Source organism: Anaerococcus sp. (assembly GCF_030825785.1).
GTDB lineage: Bacteria > Bacillota > Clostridia > Tissierellales > Peptoniphilaceae > Anaerococcus.
This window is the reverse complement of record NZ_JAPJPG010000023.1, coordinates 1-24,860: the sequence shown is the minus strand read 5'-3', so window position 1 is coordinate 24,860 and position 24,860 is coordinate 1. Positions and strand designations below refer to the sequence as shown.

At 35.4% G+C, this 24,860-nt stretch carries 16 protein-coding genes; 2 read left to right on the top strand and 14 right to left on the bottom strand.

What is annotated here, in order from left to right; genetic code table 11:
- Positions 1-169: 169 nt before the first annotated feature.
- The 10 genes from RCH56_RS04665 to RCH56_RS04620 form a co-directional block, all read right to left on the bottom strand.
- Positions 170-616 (bottom strand): MaoC/PaaZ C-terminal domain-containing protein, encoded by a 447-nt coding sequence (locus RCH56_RS04665; RefSeq protein ID WP_306483826.1) that lies wholly within the window; start codon positions 614-616, stop codon positions 170-172.
- 69 nt (positions 617-685) lie between these two features.
- The gene (locus tag RCH56_RS04660) at positions 686-1,834 is read right to left on the bottom strand and encodes a haloacid dehalogenase-like hydrolase (RefSeq protein ID WP_306483825.1); all 1,149 of its coding nucleotides are present in this window, start codon (positions 1,832-1,834) and stop codon (positions 686-688) included.
- Positions 1,831-3,195, bottom strand: coding sequence for a lyase family protein (locus tag RCH56_RS04655; RefSeq protein WP_306483824.1), 1,365 nt, complete (start codon positions 3,193-3,195; stop codon positions 1,831-1,833). The genes RCH56_RS04660 and RCH56_RS04655 overlap by 4 nt, the downstream gene beginning before the upstream one ends.
- Before the next feature lie 2 nt (positions 3,196-3,197).
- Entirely contained in the window at positions 3,198-4,616 is a 1,419-nt protein-coding gene (locus tag RCH56_RS04650) for an aspartate ammonia-lyase (protein WP_306483823.1), read from the bottom strand.
- A gap of 179 nt (positions 4,617-4,795) precedes the next feature.
- Positions 4,796-6,580, bottom strand: coding sequence for a C39 family peptidase (locus RCH56_RS04645; RefSeq protein WP_306483822.1), 1,785 nt, complete (start codon positions 6,578-6,580; stop codon positions 4,796-4,798).
- 145 nt (positions 6,581-6,725) lie between these two features.
- Entirely contained in the window at positions 6,726-7,421 is a 696-nt protein-coding gene (locus RCH56_RS04640; RefSeq protein WP_306483821.1) for a TlpA disulfide reductase family protein, read from the bottom strand.
- On the bottom strand, positions 7,411-8,268 hold the full coding sequence (locus tag RCH56_RS04635; RefSeq protein WP_306483820.1) for a 4Fe-4S binding protein: 858 nt from the start codon (positions 8,266-8,268) through the stop codon (positions 7,411-7,413). The genes RCH56_RS04640 and RCH56_RS04635 overlap by 11 nt, the downstream gene beginning before the upstream one ends.
- Complete coding sequence (locus RCH56_RS04630; RefSeq protein ID WP_306483819.1) at positions 8,261-8,407, bottom strand: CD1871A family CXXC motif-containing protein; 147 nt, start codon at positions 8,405-8,407, stop codon at positions 8,261-8,263. The genes RCH56_RS04635 and RCH56_RS04630 overlap by 8 nt, the downstream gene beginning before the upstream one ends.
- Before the next feature lie 46 nt (positions 8,408-8,453).
- Positions 8,454-9,563 (bottom strand): HAMP domain-containing sensor histidine kinase, encoded by a 1,110-nt coding sequence (locus RCH56_RS04625; protein ID WP_306483818.1) that lies wholly within the window; start codon positions 9,561-9,563, stop codon positions 8,454-8,456.
- Entirely contained in the window at positions 9,553-10,224 is a 672-nt protein-coding gene (locus RCH56_RS04620) for a response regulator transcription factor (protein WP_306483817.1), read from the bottom strand. Before RCH56_RS04620 ends, RCH56_RS04625 begins: the two co-directional genes overlap by 11 nt.
- Positions 10,225-10,404: 180 nt before the next feature.
- Between RCH56_RS04620 and RCH56_RS04615 the strand changes: the two genes are divergently transcribed.
- Together RCH56_RS04615 and RCH56_RS04610 are read left to right on the top strand one after the other, a co-directional pair.
- Positions 10,405-10,707, top strand: a complete 303-nt coding sequence (locus RCH56_RS04615) for a hypothetical protein (protein ID WP_306483816.1) — start codon at positions 10,405-10,407, stop codon at positions 10,705-10,707.
- 135 nt (positions 10,708-10,842) lie between these two features.
- Positions 10,843-11,469: a PepSY domain-containing protein gene (locus RCH56_RS04610; RefSeq protein ID WP_306483815.1), complete on the top strand. Its 627-nt coding sequence runs from the start codon at positions 10,843-10,845 to the stop codon at positions 11,467-11,469.
- A gap of 127 nt (positions 11,470-11,596) precedes the next feature.
- Here RCH56_RS04610 and RCH56_RS04605 read toward each other — a convergent pair whose 3' ends face one another.
- The 4 genes from RCH56_RS04605 to RCH56_RS04590 form a co-directional block, all read right to left on the bottom strand.
- The gene (locus tag RCH56_RS04605; RefSeq protein ID WP_306483814.1) at positions 11,597-16,318 is read right to left on the bottom strand and encodes a sugar-binding domain-containing protein; all 4,722 of its coding nucleotides are present in this window, start codon (positions 16,316-16,318) and stop codon (positions 11,597-11,599) included.
- Positions 16,319-16,328: 10 nt separating this feature from the next.
- On the bottom strand, positions 16,329-19,319 hold the full coding sequence (locus tag RCH56_RS04600) for a beta-N-acetylglucosaminidase domain-containing protein (RefSeq protein WP_306483813.1): 2,991 nt from the start codon (positions 19,317-19,319) through the stop codon (positions 16,329-16,331).
- A 92-nt stretch (positions 19,320-19,411) separates the two neighbouring features.
- A complete protein-coding gene (locus RCH56_RS04595) occupies positions 19,412-21,157 on the bottom strand; it encodes a hypothetical protein (RefSeq protein ID WP_306483812.1) in 1,746 nt (581 codons plus the stop codon).
- A gap of 2 nt (positions 21,158-21,159) precedes the next feature.
- Entirely contained in the window at positions 21,160-24,822 is a 3,663-nt protein-coding gene (locus RCH56_RS04590) for a G5 domain-containing protein (protein ID WP_306483811.1), read from the bottom strand.
- Positions 24,823-24,860: the final 38 nt, after the last annotated feature.

The following is a 24,860-nucleotide window of genomic DNA, read 5'->3' as shown; positions in this document are numbered from 1 at the left end:
TAATTATACAAGAAAAATAAATCAATGTCAACATTTTTATCAAACGTTTTCTTAATTTCAATCAATTATTTGTAAATCAAGCGATTTCTAGATGTATTTGAATAGCAGGCTTTCCTTACACACTTGTTTATCTCGATAAATAATTATCAAAGTATATAGAATCTTTTTCCTAAACATTTACCCTAGCTCTAACCAAGGCCTGGGCTACATATTCTGTTACTATTTCTCCTTTAGGATTTTCCACTGTCATTTTAAAATCTATTAGGCAATCATTTCTACCTTCTCTTCTCTTCTTGCCTACTATTTCAACCTTAACCCTATATCTTGTATTTGCCAAAACGGGCCTCAGCCATTTGCAAGACAGGACTGCTGTTCCTGCTATAACACCATCTCTATCGATTCCTGTCCTAACCCAAGCTGCCCAAAAAACTAGGTTGGCATAAGCCCCAGGCGCTATAAGCTCGCCAAATCTACTTTTCCTGGCAGCTTCCTTATCGACATGGATATCTCTAGGGTCATATTTCTCGGATGCTTCTATGATTTCTTCCTCGCTAAAGACAACATCTCCTATTTCTTTATCAAAAACTTGTCCAATCTCATAATCTTCAAACAACATATACCCTCCTAGTAACTTAATACCCGAAATAAGAAAAATCTCGCAAGATAGGCTCACGAGATTAAAATATTATTCATTATAGCCTTCTGATTTCTTTTTTGCTATGAAGGAAGCTCCTAGTAGATTTCTTCCCTGGCAGTAGTACCTATCAGATCCCTTCCGACCTTTCCGTCTTAATTCATCTATAAAGCCAGAATTTGCCCTATGAATTATCAAAGAAAGATCCGTCTGATCGAATTCCTTAAGCATAGCGAAGTCTCCATCACTATCTCCTCCAACCATTATAGGCCCGTAATTTCTGTCGTTTTTGATGAGTTTATTAATAGTCTGGACCTTGCCTTCTCTGATACTTATAGGAAAATCCTTGTCGAACTTCGGAAGAATTTTTCCCTCATCGTCTTTCATAAGTCTTAGGCCTAAGACTTTCTCCTTCACCATCTTATAATCATTATTAGCATCTGTAGCAAAGGCCCTCACTATATCTATGAAGGAGGCGGAAACTATATAGCAATCTATGCCGTTTTCTTCAAGACTTTGGTATAAATCTACCATCTCGTCCAAGGGCCTTATGCCTACAAAATATTTAATAGAGATCCTACCTGCCGCAGATTTTATCTCTGGGGATATAAATTCTTCTACTCTTATCCTCTCTTTTTTCATGGATGCGTAGGCACTTTTACAAAGATCGTAGACTTCCTCAGTCTTGTAATTTTTAAGAAGAAAGCTCATCCAACAGTAAGGATCTTCTGCTTCTGGGTCGAATTCACTTGCCCTATATCTGTAAAGAATCTTGCTTACAAATTCTTGGTAATAATCAGTCTCTTGGACTTCCTCCAGAGTCTTTCCTCCTTCAAAACTATCTAGATTTTTGTAAAGTTTCTCATAAGCTCTTTTTATATCTTGGGAAATTAGGTCGATGTTTACCCTTTGCTTATCTATATTATTAAATTCCTTAGGATAATCTTTCTTATCTACATTTTTTCTGATTAAATCATAGAACTCTTCCGGACCCATTTTGAAGCTTACATTCTTAACCATGTAGTAAAGTAGAGCCTCCTCCACATCTCCTATGATCGAAGTGTTATCCCAATCAAAGACTGCAAAGGGTTTATTATCTGGATTGTAGGCCTCGTTATCCTTACCATGTTCTGCTATAAGCTTATTAATGGCTAGATAAAGGCTCTCTTCCCAATTTAACCTTTTAATATATGTTTTCATATCATCTCTCTTGGATCTACTGTTTTTACAAAATCGGTATCCGACACATATCCTAACTTTTTATTAGCTTCTCTTAGGCTCAAGTTATTCTTGTGGGCAAACTTCGCAAGCTCTGCTGCCTTATCATAGCCTATAAGAGGACTTAGGGAAGTCACGAGCATGAGAGACTTATCGAGATTTTCTACAATTTTTTCTTTATTTGCTACAAGTCCTTCGATTAGATGAATCCTGAAGGAAGCCATAGCCTTAGTTAGAAGCTTTATTGACTTAACCATATTATAAATTATCAAAGGCATGTAGGTATTAAGCTCCAGCTGTCCGCTCGCATTGGCAATAGATATGGCAGTATCGTTGGCCATAACTTGGATAGCTATCATAGTCATCATCTCAACTTGGGTAGGATTAACCTTACCTGGCATGATTGAAGATCCTGGCTCGTTTGTTGGAAGGATTAATTCCCCTATACCAGTTCTTGGTCCGCAGGATAAAAATCTCAAATCATTGGCAATTTTGTTAAGGTCTTCAGCAAGGACTTTAAGAGCAGAGTGGACTCTCGCCATGGCTTGTTTGGAGGAAAGCCCTACAAATTTGTTGGAATCTTCTATAAGTCTTAGACCACTGAGCTTTTCAAGGACGCTAATCATCTTCGTGCTATAAGTTTCTGGCGCATTAAGGCCAGTTCCCACAGCTGTTCCCCCAATTGGTAGTCTACGAAGATCTTCCATCAAGTCTAGAAGAGCTGCCTTATCTCTTCTAATAATCTCGCTATAGGCACCGATTTCACTAGATAGGGCTATAGGAGTTGCGTCTTGAAGATGGGTTCTTCCTGTTTTTATTATCTCATCAAATTCCCTAGCCTTCTTATTAATGGCATCCACGAATTTATCAACTTCTGGCAAAAGTTCCTTCTCCAAAAGATTAAGGCTTGCCATGTGCATGGCTGTAGGGAAGGTATCGTTTGAGCTTTGGGACTTATTCACATGATCGTTTGGATGAATTAAATTTTCCCCACACTTTTCATTGGCAATATGGGCTATAACCTCATTCACATTCATATTGCTTTGGGTACCAGATCCCGTTTGCCAAACTGTAAGTGGGAATTGGTCGTCAAAGTCTCCACAAAGAATCCTATCTGCTGCATAGACAATGAGATCTTTTCTTTCTTCATCTATTTTTCCTAAATCAAAATTAACAATAGATGCAGCTTTCTTTATAAGAGTTAGGGCCCTTATCTCTTCTTTTGGCATAAGGTCTAGGCCTTTGGGGAAGTTCATAAAAGACCTTTGGGTCTGGGCACCCCAATACTTGTCATTATCTACTTCTATCTCACCTAGACTGTCTCTTTCAATTCTCTTATCCATGTCTAATCCTTACTTATATGATCTTCGTCCAAGATCCCTGGCTTGGTCATATTCTCGTAATCTAAAATCTTATCTATCTCATCGCTTGTCATAATCTTATCCCTGATTAAGATCTCCCTTACAGAAACTCCAGTCCTCAAGGATTCCTTAGCTACCTTACTTGCCCTATCATAGCCTATATGTGGGGCAAAAGGAGTTATAATTGCGACAGAATTTTCTACCCTCTTCTCTAGTTTTTTCTTATCAGATGTAATTCCATCAATACAGTTTGTATAGAGGGTGTGGATTGCTGCCTTTAAGGTCTTAAGTGATTCGAACAAGCTATAGAATATTATTGGCTCAAAGGCATTAAGCTCTAGCTGTCCTCCCTCGACGGCCATTGTAACAGTCATATCATTTCCTATAACCAAAAAGGCAACCTGGTTTACAACCTCTGGTATAACTGGATTTACCTTACCTGGCATGATTGATGAACCAGCTTGTTTGGCAGGTAGATTATAATCGCTAATTCCTGTTGTTGGTCCTGAAGATAAGAGTCTTAGGTCGTTAGAAATCTTTGAAAGATTACTAGCAAGGGCCTTAAGAACTGATGAAGTAAACAAGAAACAATCGAGATTTTGTGTTGCATCTACTAGATCTTCCGCTTGGTAAAGCTTAATATCACAAATCTTAGATAAGGTTGGCACGACTTCTTTTATATAATTGTCATCAGCATTAAGCCCCGTTCCAATAGCTGTTCCTCCAAGGTTTAGGTAGGAAAGTTGGCGAATGGCAGCTTCTAGTCTATCATAATCTCTCCTGATAGCCCTAGCATAGGCCATAAACTCTTGGCCTAAAGTTATTGGCACAGCATCTTGTAGCTGGGTCCTACCCATCTTGATATATGAATCAAACTCACAAGCCTTATTTTCCAAAGACTTAATCAAGTTATTAACTTCTTCTTTAAGCTCATTAATATATCTTATAAGGGCGATCTTTCCTGCAGAAGGAATTACGTCGTTTGTAGATTGACCCTTGTTTACATGATCGTTGGGATGGATAAACTCATAAGTTCCGATTCCTCCTCCCATAATTTCATTGGCTATATTGGCTATAACCTCATTTACATTCATATTAAAGGAAGTGCCAGCTCCCCCTTGGATCTGATCTACTACGAAATTTTCCAAAAACTCTCCTGCCATAACTTTCTCGCAGGCAGAAACTATAGCATCCTTCTTCCTATCAGAAAGGATCCCTACCTTGTTGTTTTCAATAGCACAAGCCTTCTTAACCTCCACTATGGCCCTTACCAAAAATGAATCCATAGGCCTTCTTGTTATAGGGAAGTTATCCAAAGCCCTCTTAGAATTAGCTCCGTAATAAGCCTGCCTGTCTATCTTAATTTCTCCTAATGAGTCACTTTCAATCCTAAAATTTTGCATAATATCCTCCTATACATCTATTATAACTCAAGAAAAGGTTTTTTTGTATAAGATTTCTGAAATTTAAGAATAAAATACAAGATAAAAGATGTATACGACTGAAAAACAATCATATACATCCTATAAATTAAGCTAAAGCACGAGGCGATTTTATTTATTCTCAAAACCCTCTCAATTCTTTATTTTTTTATAACCCATCCAACTGTCACTTCCGCCTTTAATCTTTCGAAGGTGTGTTTATCCAGGGTGTTTCTTTGCAAGTAGTATGGATCGTTTATTGTAAAGTATCCATCCTTGTAGGAATCTATAACCAAGAAGTGTCCCCCGTTTATGAAATATCCCGGTCCTACTCTTACTACCATAGTTCCTGTCTCTAGAGCCTGGATGAAGGCTTTTTTGTTTACTGGCACGTCATAAGAATTTAGTCCGTACATCCTCGGAGCTTCCATGAAATATTGCCATTCAGTTCCGTCGTTTTCGTAATCGTTAGCATCTATGGCTGTATTGGTTGGGTAAATGTCATTTCTATGAAGCTCTCTTGATAAGACCATGGCCATTGCAGTTGGTCCGCATCCGTAGCCTGAAAATGTTCCATTCGAAAATCTTCTGTTAGCCCATCTAGGATCTCTCTGGGTAAAATAAGGTGTTTTCCTATTAAGATATTGAGAAAATCCTGGCTTAAAGAGTCCCCTGGTTCCCTTAACCGCTTGTCTAGTATCGATTTTTCCGATAAATGTCGCACGACCACGCCAATCTAGTTTGTATCTATTAAAATTAATTACCTTGGTAGTATTGGTCAAGGTCTCCTTGGTTAGCTCATCAAATATATAGGTTACTCCACCAATTTTTTGTAAGCCTTCTGCAGGCTTTCCGTCTGAGAAGTAATACCTATCTCCAACCCAACCTTTAGCAAATTTTCCTGAATGCTTGCTAGCTTCGCCATACTTATTGAAATAATACCGTTGATTTCCAAACTTCTTGTACTGCCTATTGAAAATCTTACCATTTTCGTCAAAACCGTAAGTGATTCCGTCGATCGTCCTAAGGCCCTTAGTGTATGTTCCATCTTCATTGAAATATCCAAGCTTGCCTTTGGAATAGTCCCAACCTATATAATGGGCTATGCCGTTTTTCTCAGAATATATCCTGTCAAAACCCTTGGTGTTGATCTCATTACGGGCCATGGCTCCAGTCTCTTTATCGAAGAAATACCTGTTAGCTCCCGTATCGTAAAGTCCTCTGGCAAGCTTGCCGTCATTTTGGAAGAAATAGCTTCTTCCTTCTAGGTCTATCCAGCCTTGCTTAGATTTTTCTACTAGTGAAAGCTCTCCCTTAGAGTTTGCGACAAACTTTCCTCCATCCGCTATGACTTCACTTCCCTTTACTAGGCCCTTTTCCTTATCGAAGTAATAGGACTTGCCGGAAAGCTCTCTTTTACCAGAAAGCTTCTTGCCTTCTTTGTCATAAAGATAGGTCGACTTATCTTTATCAATTAATTTATAATCACTACCCGTCTCAATCTTATCGCCTGTTGTTTGAGAATTCTCCTTAAAGATCTCATCTATATCTGACATGTCATAATAGACTATAGGAAGGCTACTTGTGTCTCCTGTGTTAGATTTAGAATCCTTTTCTATCTCTTCGATTTCTTCTTCCTGCTCGTAAGATAGCGGATTTTCTTCCTTGATTTCTTTTAATATCTCAAGGATTTCTCCTTCATCAATATCCTTTTCAGAAAGGTCGTCTTTACTTTCTTCACTAAGATTATCTTCACTAGGAAGATCTTCTTTTTCTGTATTAACTTCATCTGTATCTTCGCTAATATTATCGACAGTTTCCTCATAAAAGCTTTCTTGATCTATCTTTTCGCTTGCATTATCTCCTCCATCAGCAAATGATGGAGATAAGCTTGTAAAGCTAGATAGACATAGCAAAATAGCAACTATCTTCTTTTTATTATTCATCCTCTACTCCTTTAGTATATAACTATTATATAATAAAGGGAGATTTTTAACAACAAAGTAGTAGATAAAACAAAAGACCCCACAATTTATATGGAGAAATAAGTTACTTGTGTGGGGTCTGAGATATTATGATTTGTTTATGAAATTATTTTGCCATTTTGCTGCTTTCTATAGCCGCGTCAATGTTCTTTTGGAGTTTTTCTTGTTGTTCTGGAATGTTTAGGGCTCCTTCTACTGGATCTCCTATTACATTGCCATTTTTGTCAACTACGATTGTTGTTGGATATACGAAGATATTTTCTAGAAAATCTTTCATTTCTCCTTCGTAGTCTACCGCAAGATTTTTATAAGTTGGCTTTTTATCTTTCATGATTCTTTCAAAGGCTTCTTTGGTTGAATCATCGTAATTTACATCTGTACACATTGATACAAAGTCAACTCCCTCTTGCTCTTTTAGTTTTTGAGAGTATTCGTTTAGATCATCCATTTCTTCTACGCAAGCTGAGCAGCCTGTAAACCATAAGTTTATTACAGTCGCATCGTTTTTGGCTATGTCTTCTTTGGAATAAGACTTGCCATCTTGGTCTTTGGATGTAAAGTCTGGAAGCATTTTCGCTCCAGCTTTAGAAGCATCTACTGACTCAGTTTTTTCTTTATCATCAGCCTTTACTGCTTCTTCTTTCATATCTGCATCTTTACTGTCGTCTTTTTCGTCTTTTTTGACTTCTTCTTGTTTTGTTTCTGCCATGTCTTTAGCCTTATCGTCTGCCTTTTGTGTGTTGTTGCCACAAGACGATAGACCTAGGGCTAAAATTAAGGCAAATATTATTTTATTCTTCATTTTCTCTCCTTTGCCTAAATGAGGAAGATATGGCCTTTGTTGGACAATTTTTCTTGCAATCGCCGCATCTTATGCATTCTAGATGGTGATCATTTTTTCTTATATCTACATCCATCTTACAAACCCTAGCACATTTGCCGCAGTCTATGCATTTGTGCTTATCTACACCCATCTGATAGAAGGAGTACTTGTTAAAAAGGGAGTAGAAGGCTCCCAATGGACAAATCCATTTACAGAAGGGTCTGTAAAATACTATAGATAGGATAATCGTTATGATCAAAATCGTAAGCTTGAGGTTAAATAAGCTTCCGAGTCCTAATCTTAGGGATGGGTTTTTGATAGCAAGTGGTATCGCACCTTCTATGATTCCTTGAGGACAAATGTACTTGCAAAATATGGGAGGAACCACTTCGTACTTATCGCCTAGTACAAGTGACATGGCAAGCATTAGTCCTATTAGAATTAGATACTTAACGTAGCGCAAGGGCTTTAATTTTTTAGTACTTAATTTTTTAGAGGGAATCTTTGCCAATAAATCTTGGAAGAAACCAAAGGGGCAAAGAAATCCACAGATAAGCCTTGCAAATATTACTCCAAAAAACATCATAGATCCAATAACATAGTAGGAAAACTTGTATTTTTTAGCACCCATTACAGCTTGCATAGATCCTATGGGGCAAGATCCAGCAGCGCCTGGGCAGGAGTAACAGTTAAGTCCAGGTACGCAAGCCCTTTTCGTCGAGCCTGTATAGATATTTCCTTTAAAGAAGTTTGGGATATGGATATTTGTAAGTAGACTCGCTATAGCTTGGATAGCCATACGATTTATATTTTTTATCTTATCCAATTCCTATACACTCCAAACATAACTTAATCGCCTTTGCCAAAACCGTATCCATCTCTCCTCTCATAGCTCCATAACTTATGAAGGCTATTGAGATTAGTAAAAGTAAAATTCCAACATTTCTTCTTTTTTTGTATATCATATCCTTACCTCGATTATATATTAGCATAGGCCTTGTTAAATTTATGTTAAATATTTCTAAATTTTATCAAAAATATTGTTCCTTTAGGTTTATTGTCTCTTACTTCTATCCTCGCCCCCAAAGTTTCGGCTATATCTTTAGATAGGGAAAGGCCTATACCAAAACCTTCTTTGTTTCTTGAATCATCTACTTGATAGAAAAGATCAAATATTTCCTCTTTTTTCTCATCACTAATCCCAATTCCAGTATCGGATATTCTTATTACAGTCTCCTTATCATTTTGGCTCACATTAACATCAACTAAACCGCCCTCTTCGGTATATTTGATGGCATTTTCTATTATATTGAAGATAAGCCTCTGGATTAGGACATCATCCGAATCAATGCTTATATTAGAATAGTGATAGTCTAGGCTAATATTTTTCTTAGAGGCAAAATCATCTAGGTCAAACAAAATCTCATCTATCATATTATCAAGATTAACAGAGCTAATCTTTAATTTATTTCTTTTACTTAAAAGAAGGACCGAATCGATAAGCTTTTTGAGCCTCTTAATGTTGAAATCCATTGTTTCAATAAAGTCTAGATTATTTTCGTCGGTATTCTTCTCTCTAAAAACATCGACCTGGGCCTGCATTATAGCTATGGGTGTCCTTAGCTCGTGGGCTACATTTGATGAGAATTCCTTTTGCTTTTTGTAATCCTTATAGATCCTTTGGATTAAATCATCAAACTTCTCGGAAAGCTCCTTAATCTCCGTAGGCCCCTCAACCAAGACTAGATTTTCCGAGAAACTATCGGGATTTTCTATATCCACCCTTCCTATCTTCTCTTCTAGTTTGTTTAAGGGCTCTAGGGTTTTTTTGATTATAAAAACAAAGGCTACAGACCCAATTAGGACAACTGAAGCTACAACCAAGCCGAGATACAGCCTAAAGGCACTGGTGGATTGGACCTGGGCACTATCTATAAGAAGAACTACCGACTCATTATTTTCTGGAAAGTTTCTAGAAAAGCCCTCAAAGACCTCCTCCATTATCATAATTTGTTTCCTATTTATAAGAAAATTCGAAACAAGAACCATTAGGACAAATATAATTACAATGGAAATTATTAGCCTTGTTACTATAGAGTCGTAGGATTTCTTATTTTTCATAAATCTTATAACCCTTGCCGATAACATTTTCTATATAATTTTTTCCTGTGGCCTTCTTTATCTTCTTTCTCAAAGAAGACATATGGACCCTTACAGTATTCGAGAAATCATCTGCATTGGAATCCCACACATGATCCATAAGCTCCTCCACGCTCACATACCTTTCCCTATTAAGGAAAAGATACTCGATAATTCCAGTCTCCTTGGCTGTAAGAGTAAGTGGCTTTCCCTCAAACCTTGCTTCTCTTTTTACAGTATCGAAGCTTATGCCGTTAATTGTGATATCTTTTTCTTCCATGATAGACTTTCTCCTTAAAAGAGAACGCATCCTCGCATCAAGCTCCTTAAGATCGAAGGGCTTGGTCATATAATCATTGGCTCCGAAATCAAGGCCTCTTACCCTATCATCTATATCACTTCTTGCTGTAAGCATTATAATATTTACTTCCTTATCAAATTGCCTTATATCTCTTAGGACCTCGAAGCCGTCCTTCTTCGGTAGATTAATATCTAGGATAATAATGTCATAATCTTCTACAAAAGCAAGGTCAAGGGCCTCTTTTCCATCCCTTGCCGTATCTGTAACATAGCCTAAAAGACTTAATCCTTCATCAAGAAGTCTCAAAAGCTTTCTCTCATCTTCAACTATCAGTACTTTCATCTATTCTCCTCCTGTTAATTAAAAATTATATCACAATTAGATTAATTTCTAGTTAAGAATTATTAACTATTTTAAAAAATGTTTTACAAAAAAGGATTTGGGTATATAATTAATACGTAACAATTCATTGTTAACGAAAATAAGGGAGTGATAAAAATGAAAACAAACAAATTAGCAGCAATGTTACTAGTTGCATCATTTGCACTTGCAGGTTGTGGAAACAACGCTAACAAAGAAGCTGAACCAGCTGAAACAAAAGTTGAAGAAAAAGCAACTGATGCAAAAGAATCTGTAGACAAAAAAGCTGAAGACAAAAAAGATGCTATAGATGAAAAAGCTGAAGATGCAAAAGACGCGGTAGATGAAAAAGCTGAAGATACAAAAGACGCAGTAGACGGAAAAGCTGACGACGCTAAAGATGCTGCAAAAGACGCTGCAGAAAAAGAACTAGAAAAAGATGTTAACGCAGGAGAAAACAAATAGTTTTATCCTATTGAGCTGGCTTAGGTCAGCTCTTTTTTATTATAAGCCCATAAATCGATATTTTAAAATAATACTTTACATTTATTAAGATTGTGTTATAATATCTTTAGAAATAGAAACATAAAAGGAGATAATATGAACAAGAAATTTTTAGCCCTTGCTCTTTCTGCAGGAATGATTTTTGCAGCTTGCGGCAACAATACTGATACAAATACTAATAAAGCTAGCGAAAAAGCAGAAACAAAAGTAGAAGATGTCAAGGAATCTGCCAAAGATGCCAAAGATTCTGCCAAAGAAACAAAAGACGAGGTAGAAACAGCAGTAAAAACTGCAACAAGCGACATCAAAGAAGTAAAAATCGACATCGACGGTGCTGTTAACAAATTCAAAGAAACTTTCTCTGATGAGGGAATAGCTATCGAGAGTATTTCTCTAGAGCTTGAAAATGGAGAATATGAATACGAAATCGAAGGTAGAAAAGACAATAAAGAATACAGCTTAACTCTTGATGCAAACACAGCTGATATCAAGGCACAAAGCGAAGAAGACGATAATGATAACGAAAAGGCTGAGCCAATTGATTTTGCATCAATCATAAGCCCAACAGAAGCTATGGATAAGGCCCTAACAGGTCAAGAAGATGCCAAAGTTGTTGAATGGAGCATATCAACAGATGATGCAAAGTTAAAATACGAAATCGACGTAGAAAACGGTAATGACAAGAACGTTGACGCCCTAACAGGAGAAGTTTGGGACGACTAATCCTAAAAAAATTTAATTACAAGCAAAAAACCAAGACAACACCAAGTCTTGGTTTTTTGTATGGAAGGAAGAATTTATTCGATAAATTTTTACTAATATAGTATTTTTTGTGATTTTCTGTAGTTTACTATTTTTTATAGGTTACGTAATCATTCAAAGTTTGATTAATTTCTATCTTATTAGCTCTCTCATCATCTAATACCTTATCAACCTTTTCTTTAATTTCCTCATCCTTTTCTTCGGAAGAAACTATAAGGTTAAGGCTTGTCTTTAGAAGTGTTAGGTCATTTTCATTTTGAAGTTTAAACAAGACATCTATTAATTTATTGTATGATTCTTCAACTTGCTTAGCCTTAGAATTTTTGTCATCTAAAACTTTTCTAGCTTGCTCAACTAGATCTTTTAACTCTTTGGTCTTATCAGATTTTTCAAGAATATCTTGGTTATTAGCTATATTCTCCACCAAATCTTTTAGCTTTTGTTTATTAACGTTATTTTCATTTTCTTTTAATTTTAATCCAACAACCGCCGCTAGTAAGTTTTCATATGCTTTATCACATGAATTTTGATCAATCTTATCTTTATCTAAAATTTCTCTCGCCTTAGCTAAAGAATTTTTCAAGTTTTCAAAAGATTCATTTGTATACCTAGCTTGATCAATATCAACTGCCTTATAGAAAAGATGCATTAAGGCTGTGGTATCAGCATTTTCTTCATCTAATTCCTTATCCTCTAATTCGAAGCTTAGATTCAAAATTTCTTCATAGAGTGCATCAACCTTAGTTTGATTGATATCAGCTGACCCTAATAATTTCTCAGCCTCACTTACCTTGTCGGCCATTTTTTTATAGGACTCTTCCGTATACATTTGTTCATCTAAAGATTCAAAGTAATCTATCATAGATTTCAAATTCTCAGTATCAACCTTAGCTTTTTTAACTAGATTAATGGTGAATTTTCTCCTCTTCAATCCATCTTCAGACTCTAACAAAATGTTTATCTTTGAATCTTTTTCTGGAACAACAGTGTATGAGGCATTTTCCTTAGTTTTTACATCTATCTTAGCCTTTAAATCATTCGTTGTATAGGAATCCTTCTTAAGCTCTTCCTCGCTTAGGTTCTTGTCGGAAATCTTCAAGCTATCAAAGTCAGTTGAATCGAAATTTACATTTTCTGATTCAGATAGGTTTAGCGAAGCTTCTGTTAGGCAGGTGTGCTTACCTTGCTTATTCTTTATGACTATTTTAGCAAAGGTTGCTTGACTTGGGTTAAAGTTTAACTTATATTCTTTAGCATTTTTACCTAAATCACTAACTTCTAGATCATAGTTAACCTCTCTCCAAGAATCTTCTGCTCCTGTTTCAGAAACTAAAAGCTTTATCCTGTCCTTGTCTGGATATTCCGAACCCCTGCCATCGATAGCGAAAGTTAATCCAGCCTGTCCAAATACCTGTTGAGTAGCATATTCAAAAACTAAATCAAATTCATCTATGCCTTCTCTAGCTGCATATATGTTTGAAAACACGCTATTTTTTGTATTTCTTCTGTTGTATTCCTTCTCACCATCTAGCAAATTATCTATAGAGCCTTCTAGGAGATTTTTATCTACACTTGTAGATTTATTCATAGCCTGGCTTATCACATTATCTCCCAAGCTCACCTTAGGACTAGCGATTCTTATATCGGCAACAACATCTACAACTTTATCAAATATATTAGCTTTTCCATGTTTTTGGATAATTTTTTCTTCTTTGACTTCTTCTGCTGATATATCATCCCACTCAACATTAAAGTTTGTATCTATTATATCTCCATTACTCTTAACACCAGGTCTTTGACTTGGTAGAGATGGGATAACATTAGGTAGAGTGTTTATTGATACATTAAGTAAGGCCACAACATCATCTACTACATTTACATTTACGGATACTTCATGCCCTAACTCAGTCTTACCTTTGATTTCAAACTTACCTTCCTTATCCAATAAGCTATTGTCAAAGGACTCCCAACTTACCTTCACATCTCTTGTTGATCTATCAGAAAATGTTGCCTTGACACTTTGAGGCAAATTGATTCCGGATGATTTCTTAACTGTATAGGTCTTGCTATAGGTATAATATGAAACTCCAGCTTCAGCATCAAAATCATGTACCTTGTTGGTTTTTAGGCTAAGAGCTTTAGCCTTCAGTCCCTCAGATGTTATATTTATATTTATGTCTCCTGAAGATTTTCCAGCCTTAACAATTGCTATCAATGAACCAGCGTGAGCATTTCTATTGCCTTCATCATAGGCTTGATGGTCGGCTTGCAATCCATTATCCATAGCTATAAGACTACCATTGCCGGTAACGTCAACTTTAATATTGTTATTTGCATTAGTTACTATATTTCCATTCTTATCCTTTATATCAATTCTGACATAGGCAAGATCTTTTCCATCATTGTCTAGGCTCTTCTTATCTAGGCTAGCCTCTATATACTCAGCCTTACCTGTAGTTTCTACAAAATTTCTTCCTACAGTATTTTTAATTTCTTTACCATTTTTATCGTAAGCTACAGCTTCAACTTTTCCATCTTCGTATTTTAAATTATATTTTACATACAAAGATTCGTTTCCGCTTTCGCCCTCTACAGTTTTATACCTAAAGCCTGACTTAGTAGTGTTGGTTATCAATTTTTTCTTACCTAAAGAACGTCTTTGTCCGCCCCTTGGGGTAAAGAACAACTCTACACTATCAGCATTTGTATAAACAACTATAGGAACTCCACCCGCTCCATTGCTTACAATATCCTTACCCCATGCTGGCAATAAATGAAGGGTAGTATCTTTATCGTTCCATACGGACCTGTACAAGTAGTAAGAATCTTTTTCTAGTCCTGCGGTATCAATTATTCCAAAATAGGAAGCCTTAGGTGATGGCCAAATTCCTTGAGCTCCAGGTATGGTTCCATTCCATGGAGTTGGTTCTCCCAAGTAGTCAAAACCAGTCCAAACGGCTTCGCCCAATACATGATCTCTCGTAATTGTGTCATACCATGCCTTAGAAGCAAGTGCGCCCCAGTTAACTCTCGAATTATCGTAACTAGTTAGGTTCTTATCTATGGTTTGAGAGCCTCCATTTGTCCTATAATAAATTCCTCTGGAATTGATTGATGAAGCGGTTTCAGATCCAAACAAAGTCCAATCAGGATGGTCGTTTTTAAGTTGATCGTACCTATTATCATTAACATAGTTTACGCCTACGATACCACCCGCATCACTAATTGCTTGAGCCATAGCCACAACATTGTTGTTATAACCGCCCTTTAATTGATTATCTCCCATAGTTACATATCTTGTGTCATCTATTTCTTGAGTCCATTTAATGAGATTTCTCATTACTCCTGGATACTCGCCTTGCCTAGACCAATTTGTTCCTTCCAAGACTTCGTTACCCATTGACCACATAACTATAGAAGGATCGTTTTTACCCCTACTGACCATCTGTTTTATAGAAAATTCTGCCCAGGTCATATCTCTTGTAGAATTTATTAATTCACTTTCTCCAACTTCTTTTTCAAAATAAGTAGAGAAATCATTTGAGTTGCTATTTTTTGGTAAGATCCAACCATCAAAAGCCTCATCTATTAAGAGCATTCCATACTTATTGGCAGCGTTGATTAGGGCTCTTGACGCTGGATTATGGGTTACCCTAATTGTATTCGTTCCCATATCTTTTAGGATTCTAACTTGTCTATCTATAGAACTTTCATAAGCTCTAGCTCCAAGAGAGCCCTGGTCGTGGTGCATACAAACACCCTTTATCTTTATTTTTTTGCCATTTAATAGAAATCCATCTTTATTATTAGCTTCAATGAATCTAAAACCATAGTCCGTTTTATCTTCATCTATAACTTGACCATCCTCTTCAATTTTTGTTTCAACTACATAAAGATTAGGGTCATCTACATCCCAAAGTTTAGGATTATTCGCTTGAAAGTCAGCCTTATTTTCAGTAGATTTTCCTGGATCCAAGCTTAGATTTTGAGAGGTATAGCTAGCTACTTCACTTTCATCTTCCTTGCTATAAACTCTATGTTTGATTACAAAAGTTCTTTTCTTACCAGAATCATTTTTAACTTTTGTTTTTACATTCATTGCAACAGTATTTGTGTTTCTGGCATTTAGACCAGGAGTTTTAATGTCAACTCCATACAAATCTATGCGAAGATTTTCTGAAACTATCAAACTTACATCTCTATAAATACCAGAACCTGAATACCACCTACTTGAAGGAACAGGATTATCAGTTCTGACTGAAATTACATTATTTCCACCAAAATTTAGGTAAGGAGTTATATCATAAGCGAATGGAGTGTAACCATAAGCATGGAATCCAAGCTTATGACCGTTTATATAGACTGTTGATGTCATATATACCCCATCAAAATATATAGTATATTTCTTGTCTTTGTTAGTTGCTGGTATAGAGAAAGATTTCCTATACCATGCGACTCCTCCTAGTTTATATCCTGATTCAGCTTCTCCTCTGGACGTGTATTCACCTTCTAAACTATAATCATGAGGAAGTTCAATATTTCTCCAAGAGGAATCATCAAAGTTATCTTTTTCTGCTCCAGATTGATCGCCTAACTTAAATTTCCAGTTAGAGTCAAAATCCATTATTTTCTGTGTTGGATCAGAATTTTCCAAAAAAACATTTTCTGGCTTCGAGATTATAACGCTTGAAGATGAGCTATCTGCGTGGGATTTGAAAGGTAGGCCACCTATATTCCCAGCCACTAGGCTTAGGGCTAATATTGAACTAATTATTTTATGTTTTGCATTTTTTATAATCTTATTTCCCATATCCTACCTCTTATTTTAGCTCTAAATCTAATATTGCTTCTAGTAGTGATTCATAACAGTCATCTACTTCTTCTTGTTTAGCTGTAGTATTTTTGAATACCTCTTTAGCTTTATCTAAAGCTTGTTTGTAAATTTCTATAGATTCATTTGTATATTTATCGCTTTCATGTGTTCCAATTGAGTCAAGAAGTGTCTTAAGTCTTGACTTATCAATAGATGTTGAATCTTTTTTCCTAAGAGCTAGTAGTTTGTTACTTAAATTGTTGTAGGCTTCATCAACTTCTTCTTGGCTAGTATTTTTATTTTTGTTTACTTCTAGGGCACTTGTCAACGCCTCTTTAACTTCAGCTGCAGTATTTTCTTCATATTTATTTTCGTTTTCTACTACATCTTGTGAGGCTTTTATTAAAATTTCTAATCTTTCTTTATCGACTTCTGACTCCTCTAGTTCTTCCAAAGAAAATACAGAATCCATAAGTTCTTCATATACCTTGTCGACTTCTTCTTGACTAGATAATTTTCTAGAGCTTACCTTCTTCGCTTCTTCTAATTTTTTAGCCAAGCGATCAAATGATTCGCTGTTATATTCTTCTTTTTTGATACTTTCAGAATATTTAATCATCTCGTTTAAAGATGTCTTATCAGCTTCTTTAACATCAAGAGTTTTAACCATCATATTAGAAACTTGAACCCAATAATGACCTTCGGTCAAGCTCCTAACAGCTACATATCTTGCAGTTATTCCTTCGTCACTGAAATCTATTTCTGTTACTTTCTTGGCTTCTTTTTGAGTTATAGGATCTCCATATCTCTTCCAGTTAACCTTATCATTTGAATATACTATTTCATATTCGCTAAAATGGTCGTTTGCAGAGCTTCCACCCATTACTAGTCTGAATCTGCCTAGTGGGTATTCTTCCTTTAAATCAAATCCGATGTAATCTCCTTTCCTGTAAGTATCGCCAGGAGTTGACCACCAGGTGAAAGAATTATCATTCAAATCAATCATCTTTTTCTTGCTATGGTTTTGGTAAATTCCGTAAGAAGCAGATGTAATAATGTTTTCTTCGCTTATGTTTGGATTTTTGAATGGTCCTGTTTTAGCATTAGGATCTATTGCGACTTCCGACAAAATTTCATGCATTTTTTCAACATTAGCTCTAATTCTCTTGCTTCCTGTCCTTATAGGAAGTTCTTTGCCTCTGGAGTTAAAGGTGTGTGCGTTAGCTTTCTTCCACATAGCATCGGCCTCTTTGAAAATTTGGACAAGATTTTTGTCTCCACCTTTTTGTGCGTAGTATTCTATAGCTTCGATATCTTTTATTGCTGCAAGAGATGTATCTTTCATTGATTCAAGATATGGTTTTAGTTCGTCTTTAATAGCTTCGTTTGCCGCTTTCTCATTATAATCATCGACATTGTCAGCTATCTTTTGATATTCTGCCTTTAGTTTATCTCCTTTTTCTTTGATAGCATCCTTATCTTGCTTATCGACTGCATCCTCAAATTCTTTGATGAATGGAAGCAATTCTTCAGATTCTTTTAGTGAATAACCTACCCCATCTGATGAGGTGTTGTGTTTTGCAAAGTTTCTAAGTTCTTCTGTTGCATTTTCTTCTACATATTTAAAGGAATCGTACCAGGACTGTTGAGCATCAAAGTCTTCCACATTCCAGGTATAATCCGCCATAGCAAATAGTGAAAGTTGTGATAGGTGAGCGTGTTCCATAGGGTTGGTTACAACTCCAATCATGCTTTTTGCATCGTTGGAAACCATTTCCATAGGTCCAATAAATACTCGCCTAAAAGATTTATCTATATCATTTACTGACCAGTTCAACCAGAACAAAGGACTTCTACGTTCTTTTCCTAAAGTGCCCCTGGTTTTGAATTTTTGAAGGTCTGACTCATTTATGTAACTCATTGTTGAACTACCAGTGAAAAATATTTGAACATTATCAGGGAATTCCCTATCCCATTTATTTAACTCGCTAGCATTCCAATTCCATGATAAGGTATAAGATGTTGGGCAGAAAAGTAAATCATACACATCACCCTTATCCTTAGCCCATTCTGATAATTCATTCATCAACCTAACAACAACATCTCTATTAGTACCTTGGATATCATCAGCAAGTACACCATATTGTCTTACACCAGCTTGATATAGTTGTTCGAACTTATTAATTATTTTCGGAATATCTTCATCTGCATTGGCACTTGTTAGAGGATTATTCATGAATGGATGAATGGTCCAAACGAATCTATTTTTGTTTTCATTACCTACTTCTGCCAATTTTCTTATATTATCTATATCTTCTTTTGGATATAAGTCTCTCCACTTCTGATTGTGGTATGGATCATCTTTTGGTGCAAAAACAAAAATGTTGTTTTTAAATTGACCTCCAAATTTTAGGTTATCAATTCTATTATCCCATCCCCATGGATTACCATAAAATCCTTCAATAGCTCCCCTAAATTTTACAGAGGAATAATCATTAATCACCAAATTTCTTACTTCTTTGTTGGCTTGCCTTAGTATTAAGTCTAAAGTTTCTAAGCCGTAAAAGCTCGCATCAGTGTCTTTTCCAACTATGGCAATTGTCTTATCTTTTACAGATAAGCAATAAGCATCAAAGTGTCCATAAATATCCTTATCAACTGCATTTTGTTTAAAATACTTATCTGCTTGGTCATCAGAACCCTTTATGCCTACCAAGATATTGGTGCCAGCTTGCTCTTTTGATGAAACTGTATAATTTATTCCGTTATTCTTTAAAACATTCTCTGCCTTTTCTTTAGTGTACTTATCAAGTTTATCAGCTAAAACTAAATTAACTTGACCATTTAGAGAAGCGTTGCCTTCTTGATATTCTATCTCGTGAACCTTAGGATATATTTCATAATCTTGTCCGCTCGCCAAAGAAGACTTGGCGAAAATAGCAAAGGTGCATATCATAATCACCAGTAAGACAACCTTGTTTAATTTCATTTTATTCATAATTACCTCTCGAATATTTTAAGTTGCGTTTGTAAACTTCTACCTACACTAAGGGTTTTTAACTTAGTGTAGGTGATAGCTCTCTTAGAATTTTATTCAGTCATTAAGATGCCTAATATATCTTCATAAGCCTTATTAATATCATCTTGACTAGAACCTGCTTTGTCATAAACTTCTTTGGCTTTGACACAGGCCTTGGCAAGTTTATCACTTTTAGCTAAATCGGACTTTTCTATTGATTCAAGTAACTCTTTTAATTTTGACCCATCTCTTAAATCGCTAGATTGTTTCTGATCAATATTCATTATAGCTTCGAGTAAATCAAAATAAGCATTGTCCACCTCAGTTTTACTTGCGCCTTTACTCTTATAAACTTCCTCAGCCTTTTCGAAAGATTTCTTTACTAGCTCTAGTGATCCTTCTTCATAAGTTTTTGACTTATCGGCTAGTAGATCATTGGCCAAATCAATTCCTAAAAGAAGCTTAGACTTATCTACCTGAACCTCATCTTCTTTTTCTTCTAGCTTAAATATTTTATCTAAGAGCTCTTCATATATTTTATCTACTACATCTTGAGCTAAACTAGGATCTTTTAATGTTTCTTTTGCATTTTTTATTGCAACTTCCAAGTTCAACCTAGATTCATCCCCATACTCATCCAAATTAAAACTTTCTGCATAAGCTAAACATTCCTTTAACTGGCTGGTATCTGCCTTAGCCCTAACCTCTACTAGATTTTTTATATATTTTTGTAAATATTCAACAGCCTTGTCTACATCCAGTTGAGAAGCTCTTTTATTTTTGAGAACTGATTTTGAATAAACTAATTCCTCTTGAAGCTCATTAAAGGATTCTTGAGTATACTTATTTTTTTTGAAAGACTCAGCTTTCTTAATTAGATTTTCTAATTCATCCTTGTTAGCTTTATTGAAAGATGCAAGACTTCCAATACTTTCCTTTAATTTTTCGAAAGCTTTGTCAACATCTTCCTGTTCTAAATCCTCACTCTTGAGAACCTTATCTATTTCTGGCAAGATTTTTACAAGATTTTTGTAACTTGTGTATGTGTAGTCATCCTTATCAAGTTTGAGTGCTTTTTCATAAAGGTCTTTAAGTTTTGTTAGCTCCAAAGGTTTTTTGACATAATCTTTTCCCCAAGCTTGCAATTCTGTAACTGCTAGCGATTTTCCCTCTGGTGGAAGCATAACTATCCTTATCGCAAAAGTCTCTACTTTGTCAAAGGAAATATCATTTGTTTTATTTCTATCTAAATTATTCGCTCTTAAATTCTCTACACTCTTCCAGTTTTGAGGATTATTAAATGAGTTATCTTTCTCATCCGCTATATGAGCATGGTTTTTTATTCCCTCTGGCTTAGGGCCAACATAATATTCAACCCTAATTTTTTGAGGCATCTTTGTTCCGTTGTCTTCAAAAAAGCTTAGTGATAATCCACTCACTTCTTGTTTTCTCGCTTTTTTATCCCCAAATATTACGCCAATATATTGGTTGCCCTTTAAGGCATTTCTCTGCCAGGTTGTCCATCTATTATTGCCTTTTGAGCCATCCATATCAATTATTCCATCATTTAATGAACCTACCTTATCATTTGAGCCTGGTGGATCATTGGTGAAAGAAGCAAAAGCTTTTGGATATTCATTGCTTGTTGTTTGGCTAATTATTTTATAAGATTGTTTGTCAATATTCGCTTTTTGCCCGAGTTTGTCATAAACTCCAACACCAGAATCTTCTGTAGCAAAGCAACTACTTGGTGTTAGGGCAAGACCAGCTGTTGTTGCCAAAATTGTAACAAGGCTTAAAACTTTTTTCTTATTCATTTTTACCTCTTATTTTTTCTTTTCTTATCAACAAATAAGGCTGAACTAGAAGCTATTAGACCCATGAATATCTCTGTCATGCCTGTTACTCCAGTCTTTGGTGCTGTCTTTGTCTGTTTTTTCTCTTCTTTATTTTCTTTTTTATCCTTGTCTTTACCTTTTGATAAAGGATTTTTTGCTTTGCTGTCTTCTTTACTTCCAGATGGTCTTTGAGTTTCTCCGTCCTTCTTATTTGGAGCTGATGGTTTTTGAGTTTCTCCGTCCTTCTTATCTGGTGATGATGGTTTTTGTGTTTCTTTATCCTTTTTGTCTGGTGATGATGGTTTTTGAGTTTCTCCATCCTTCTTGTCTGGTGATGATGGTTTTTGTGTTTCTTTATCCTTTTTGTCTGGAGTTGGTGGAGTTTGTGTTTCTCCGTCCTTTTTGTCTGGCGCTGATGGTTTTTGTGTTTCTCCGTCCTTTTTATTTGGAGCTGATGGTTTTTGAGTTTCTCCGTCCTTTTTGTCTGGCGCTGATGGTTTTTGTGTTTCTTTATCCTTTTTGTCTGGTGATGATGGTTTTTGAGTTTCTTTATCCTTTTTGTCTGGAGTTGGTGGAGTTTGAGTTTCTCCATCCTTCTTGTCTGGTGCTGGTGGTGTTTGGGTTTCTCCGTCCTTTTTGTCTGGCTTTTTATCTTCTTCCTTAGTTCCAATTTTTATAATTTCTTCTACAGGTTCTAAGGTAATTTCTTCTTTTTTCTCAACAACTATCTTCCCATTAACTAGTTTTGATGTTATTGTTATTGTCTTTTCGCCATCTTTTCCTACAACTTCTACAACTTTCTTGCCTTTTTCTATATTGGAATCTTCTATTATTTTAGTTGTATGTGGAATAACTACTTTTACGATTTCAACCTTTTTATCTTCTACAGGCTTTTTATTAGCTTCTCTTGCTTCCATCAAAATTTGAGCCATTTCACTTGGTGAATCTGTTAGTTGAGCTCTTGCTTCAAAGCCTTTTTTCTCGCTAGGTGTAAGGTTGGTTAATTTTTCTAATTCCTCATTGAATTTTTTCCTCGCATCTTGAGCTACTAATTTTTGACCCGCAATTTTTTTATCAAGCTTTCTTGCTTCATCAATGATTTCTAGGAATCCACCTTCTCCTTTAAGGGCAGTCGCCTTGTTTATTTGATTTGTAAAATTCTCTCTACTTTCAATATCAAGATTAACAAGACTATTTAGTTCTGCTAAGTAGGCTTTTCTCAAATCATTTACAACCCTATCCTTAACTTCAGGACTAACCTTGCTTTTTTCTAGGGCTTCTTTATATATATCGCTCATTTCCCCTACATTTTTCGCACTAGCTAGGTTGGCATAATAATTTTGTTTCTCTTCATCTGATAAATTAGCTAGGGATTCAATTTTTTTCTTGTATCCATCTCTAAAGTCTGCCAAAAGCTTCTCTTCGCTTCTTTTTTTATTTGTTTTTTCTGCTTCGTTTGCTTTTTCAGTAATTTCTTTTATTGTTTCTTGATCTAATTTGTCTTTTTTATTTATTTCTTCAATAAGCTTAGCTTTCTCTTCCTCGCTTAGATTTTTTAATTTTTGTATCTTCTCGATATACCCATTTTTAATATCTTCTAGGACCTTGTTTTTTGTTTCCTCGCTAGGATCTTTAGGTCTATTCTTTATCTCGGTTTCAAGCTCTTCAATTTCCTTTTTAATAGCATTTTGACTGTCAAAATCTTTTACATCAGTCAAGGCATTGATTTTATTTTTGATTTCCTTAACCTTGGCAGGATCAGCATCTTTTTCAATGGTTTTTAGCCTTTTTCTCAAAACTTCCTTATTAGCTTCAAGTGCCTTTTTATTTTCTTCTTCAAGTTCTTTCTTTTTCTTCTCTTCTACAATCTTCTTATCTTCAGCCTTAGCAGCATCAGAAATCTTTTTTATGGAATCTTTATCATTTGCTTGGTCAATTTCTTTTTCTATTTCTGCCTTTCTTTCTGAGCTTAGATTTTCAAGTCCCTTAACTACTTCCTTAGCTTTTAATTTGAAGGCAAAGATTATATCTTTTCTTTTAGCCTCGGTTTCCTTGCTAGAAATTTCTTTTTCGATTTTTTCTAAGTCTTCTAGGCTCTTGGCATCTTGGAGGGCTTTTTTTAGGTTTTCTTTGTCATCTGATGGTATAGATTCAAGCCTTTTAGCGAGCTCTTCTCTTTTGTCTGTAACTTCCTTATCCTCAACTTGTTCACTCTGGTTTTCTGCTTCTTTTTGAATTAAATCTAAGACTTCTTTAAATTTAGCCTTCAAGATCCTTTCAATAAAGGCAGCCTTTTTCGCCTCATCCAGATTAAGATTATTTACCCTATTAACATAAGGAGTTCTTAATTCATTTAACCTATCAAGCATGCTTGTAAGACCTATATATTTTTGAATATATGTGTTATTCTCTCCCTTAGCGATTTCGTCTAATTCATCGCTTTTAGCCTTCCTCTCCTCATCAGATATATTTTCTATATATCCCTCATAACTCTTATCGTATAGTTTTCTCTTATACCTATTAATCAAGCCATCAACAGCTTTTGAGTCTGTAACTTTTTTAACTTTTGCGTATTCATTGTTCTTATCATTTTCTGCTGTAGCTTGACTTAAAAGATATTCTAAGCCAGCCTTATCTTTCACAGCATCCATCCTTTTTTTGAATTTGTCTCTTAATTCAGGACTTAGATAAATTAGCTTTTCTAGCCTTTGGTTGGCCGCTTTTTTATCTTCTTCTGTTATAGCGGTAGCTTCTGTTTTTTCTTTCTTACTTCTATTTAACTTAGTAGCCTCGCTCACTACAGCCATAGTTTCTTTCATGCGAACTGCATTTGGATTATTTTCTATCTCTCTTATAAGAGCTATAAAGTAATCTTTTTCTCCTTGACTTAATTTATCTAGTTTATTAATGTTCCTTATAGACGTATCCACTTCTCCAGGCATAACAGCAAGAAAATTTAATAAATTTTCAGCTATTTGGCCAGAAAACTTTTCTCTAAGTTCACTTTCCAAGCTCGCTAGCTCCTCATTAGTAAGGTTTAAGTCATAAATTGTTTCTGGGAGTTCAATTCCAAATCTCTCTTTCAAAAAACTCTCAAGCTTTTCTTGACTTTTTTTGATTTTTTCACCATCGCCCTTATCTTTTTTTTCTTTCTCTAAAGACTTTTCTTCGTCTTTTGTAGTCTTTTCTATAGCCTTATCAATTTCTTCATCAAGCTTTTCCAAGTCAGCTTTAGATGTAAGCTCTTCTACCTTTCTTGAGAAATCGTTCTTTTCATTATCATTAAGTTGGGATTTGTTTATTTTTGTTATAAGAACATCTTTCAACTCTTCTAAGTCCTTAGTCGGTTCATTTGTTTCTTTTTGCTCAACTTCAGAACCTTCATCCTCAATATTTTCGATAAGCTTTCCCTCATCTGATTTTTTAGATTCATCTTCTAAAGTAGATAAGTCAGTTTGTTTATTTTTGTCGTTTTCTACAAACGTTTCTTCGTTTTTTAAATTTTCATCTTCATTTTCCAAGATATAATTGTTATCAAGCTTTACATCATTTAAATCCTCGGCGTGAGATATTGAAGTAACAACACTTACACTCAATGCCATGGCTAAAGCACTTGTTATAATAGCTCTATTTTTATTTCTCATATTTCCTCCCTCTAAAATAATAACGATATCTTTTGGCT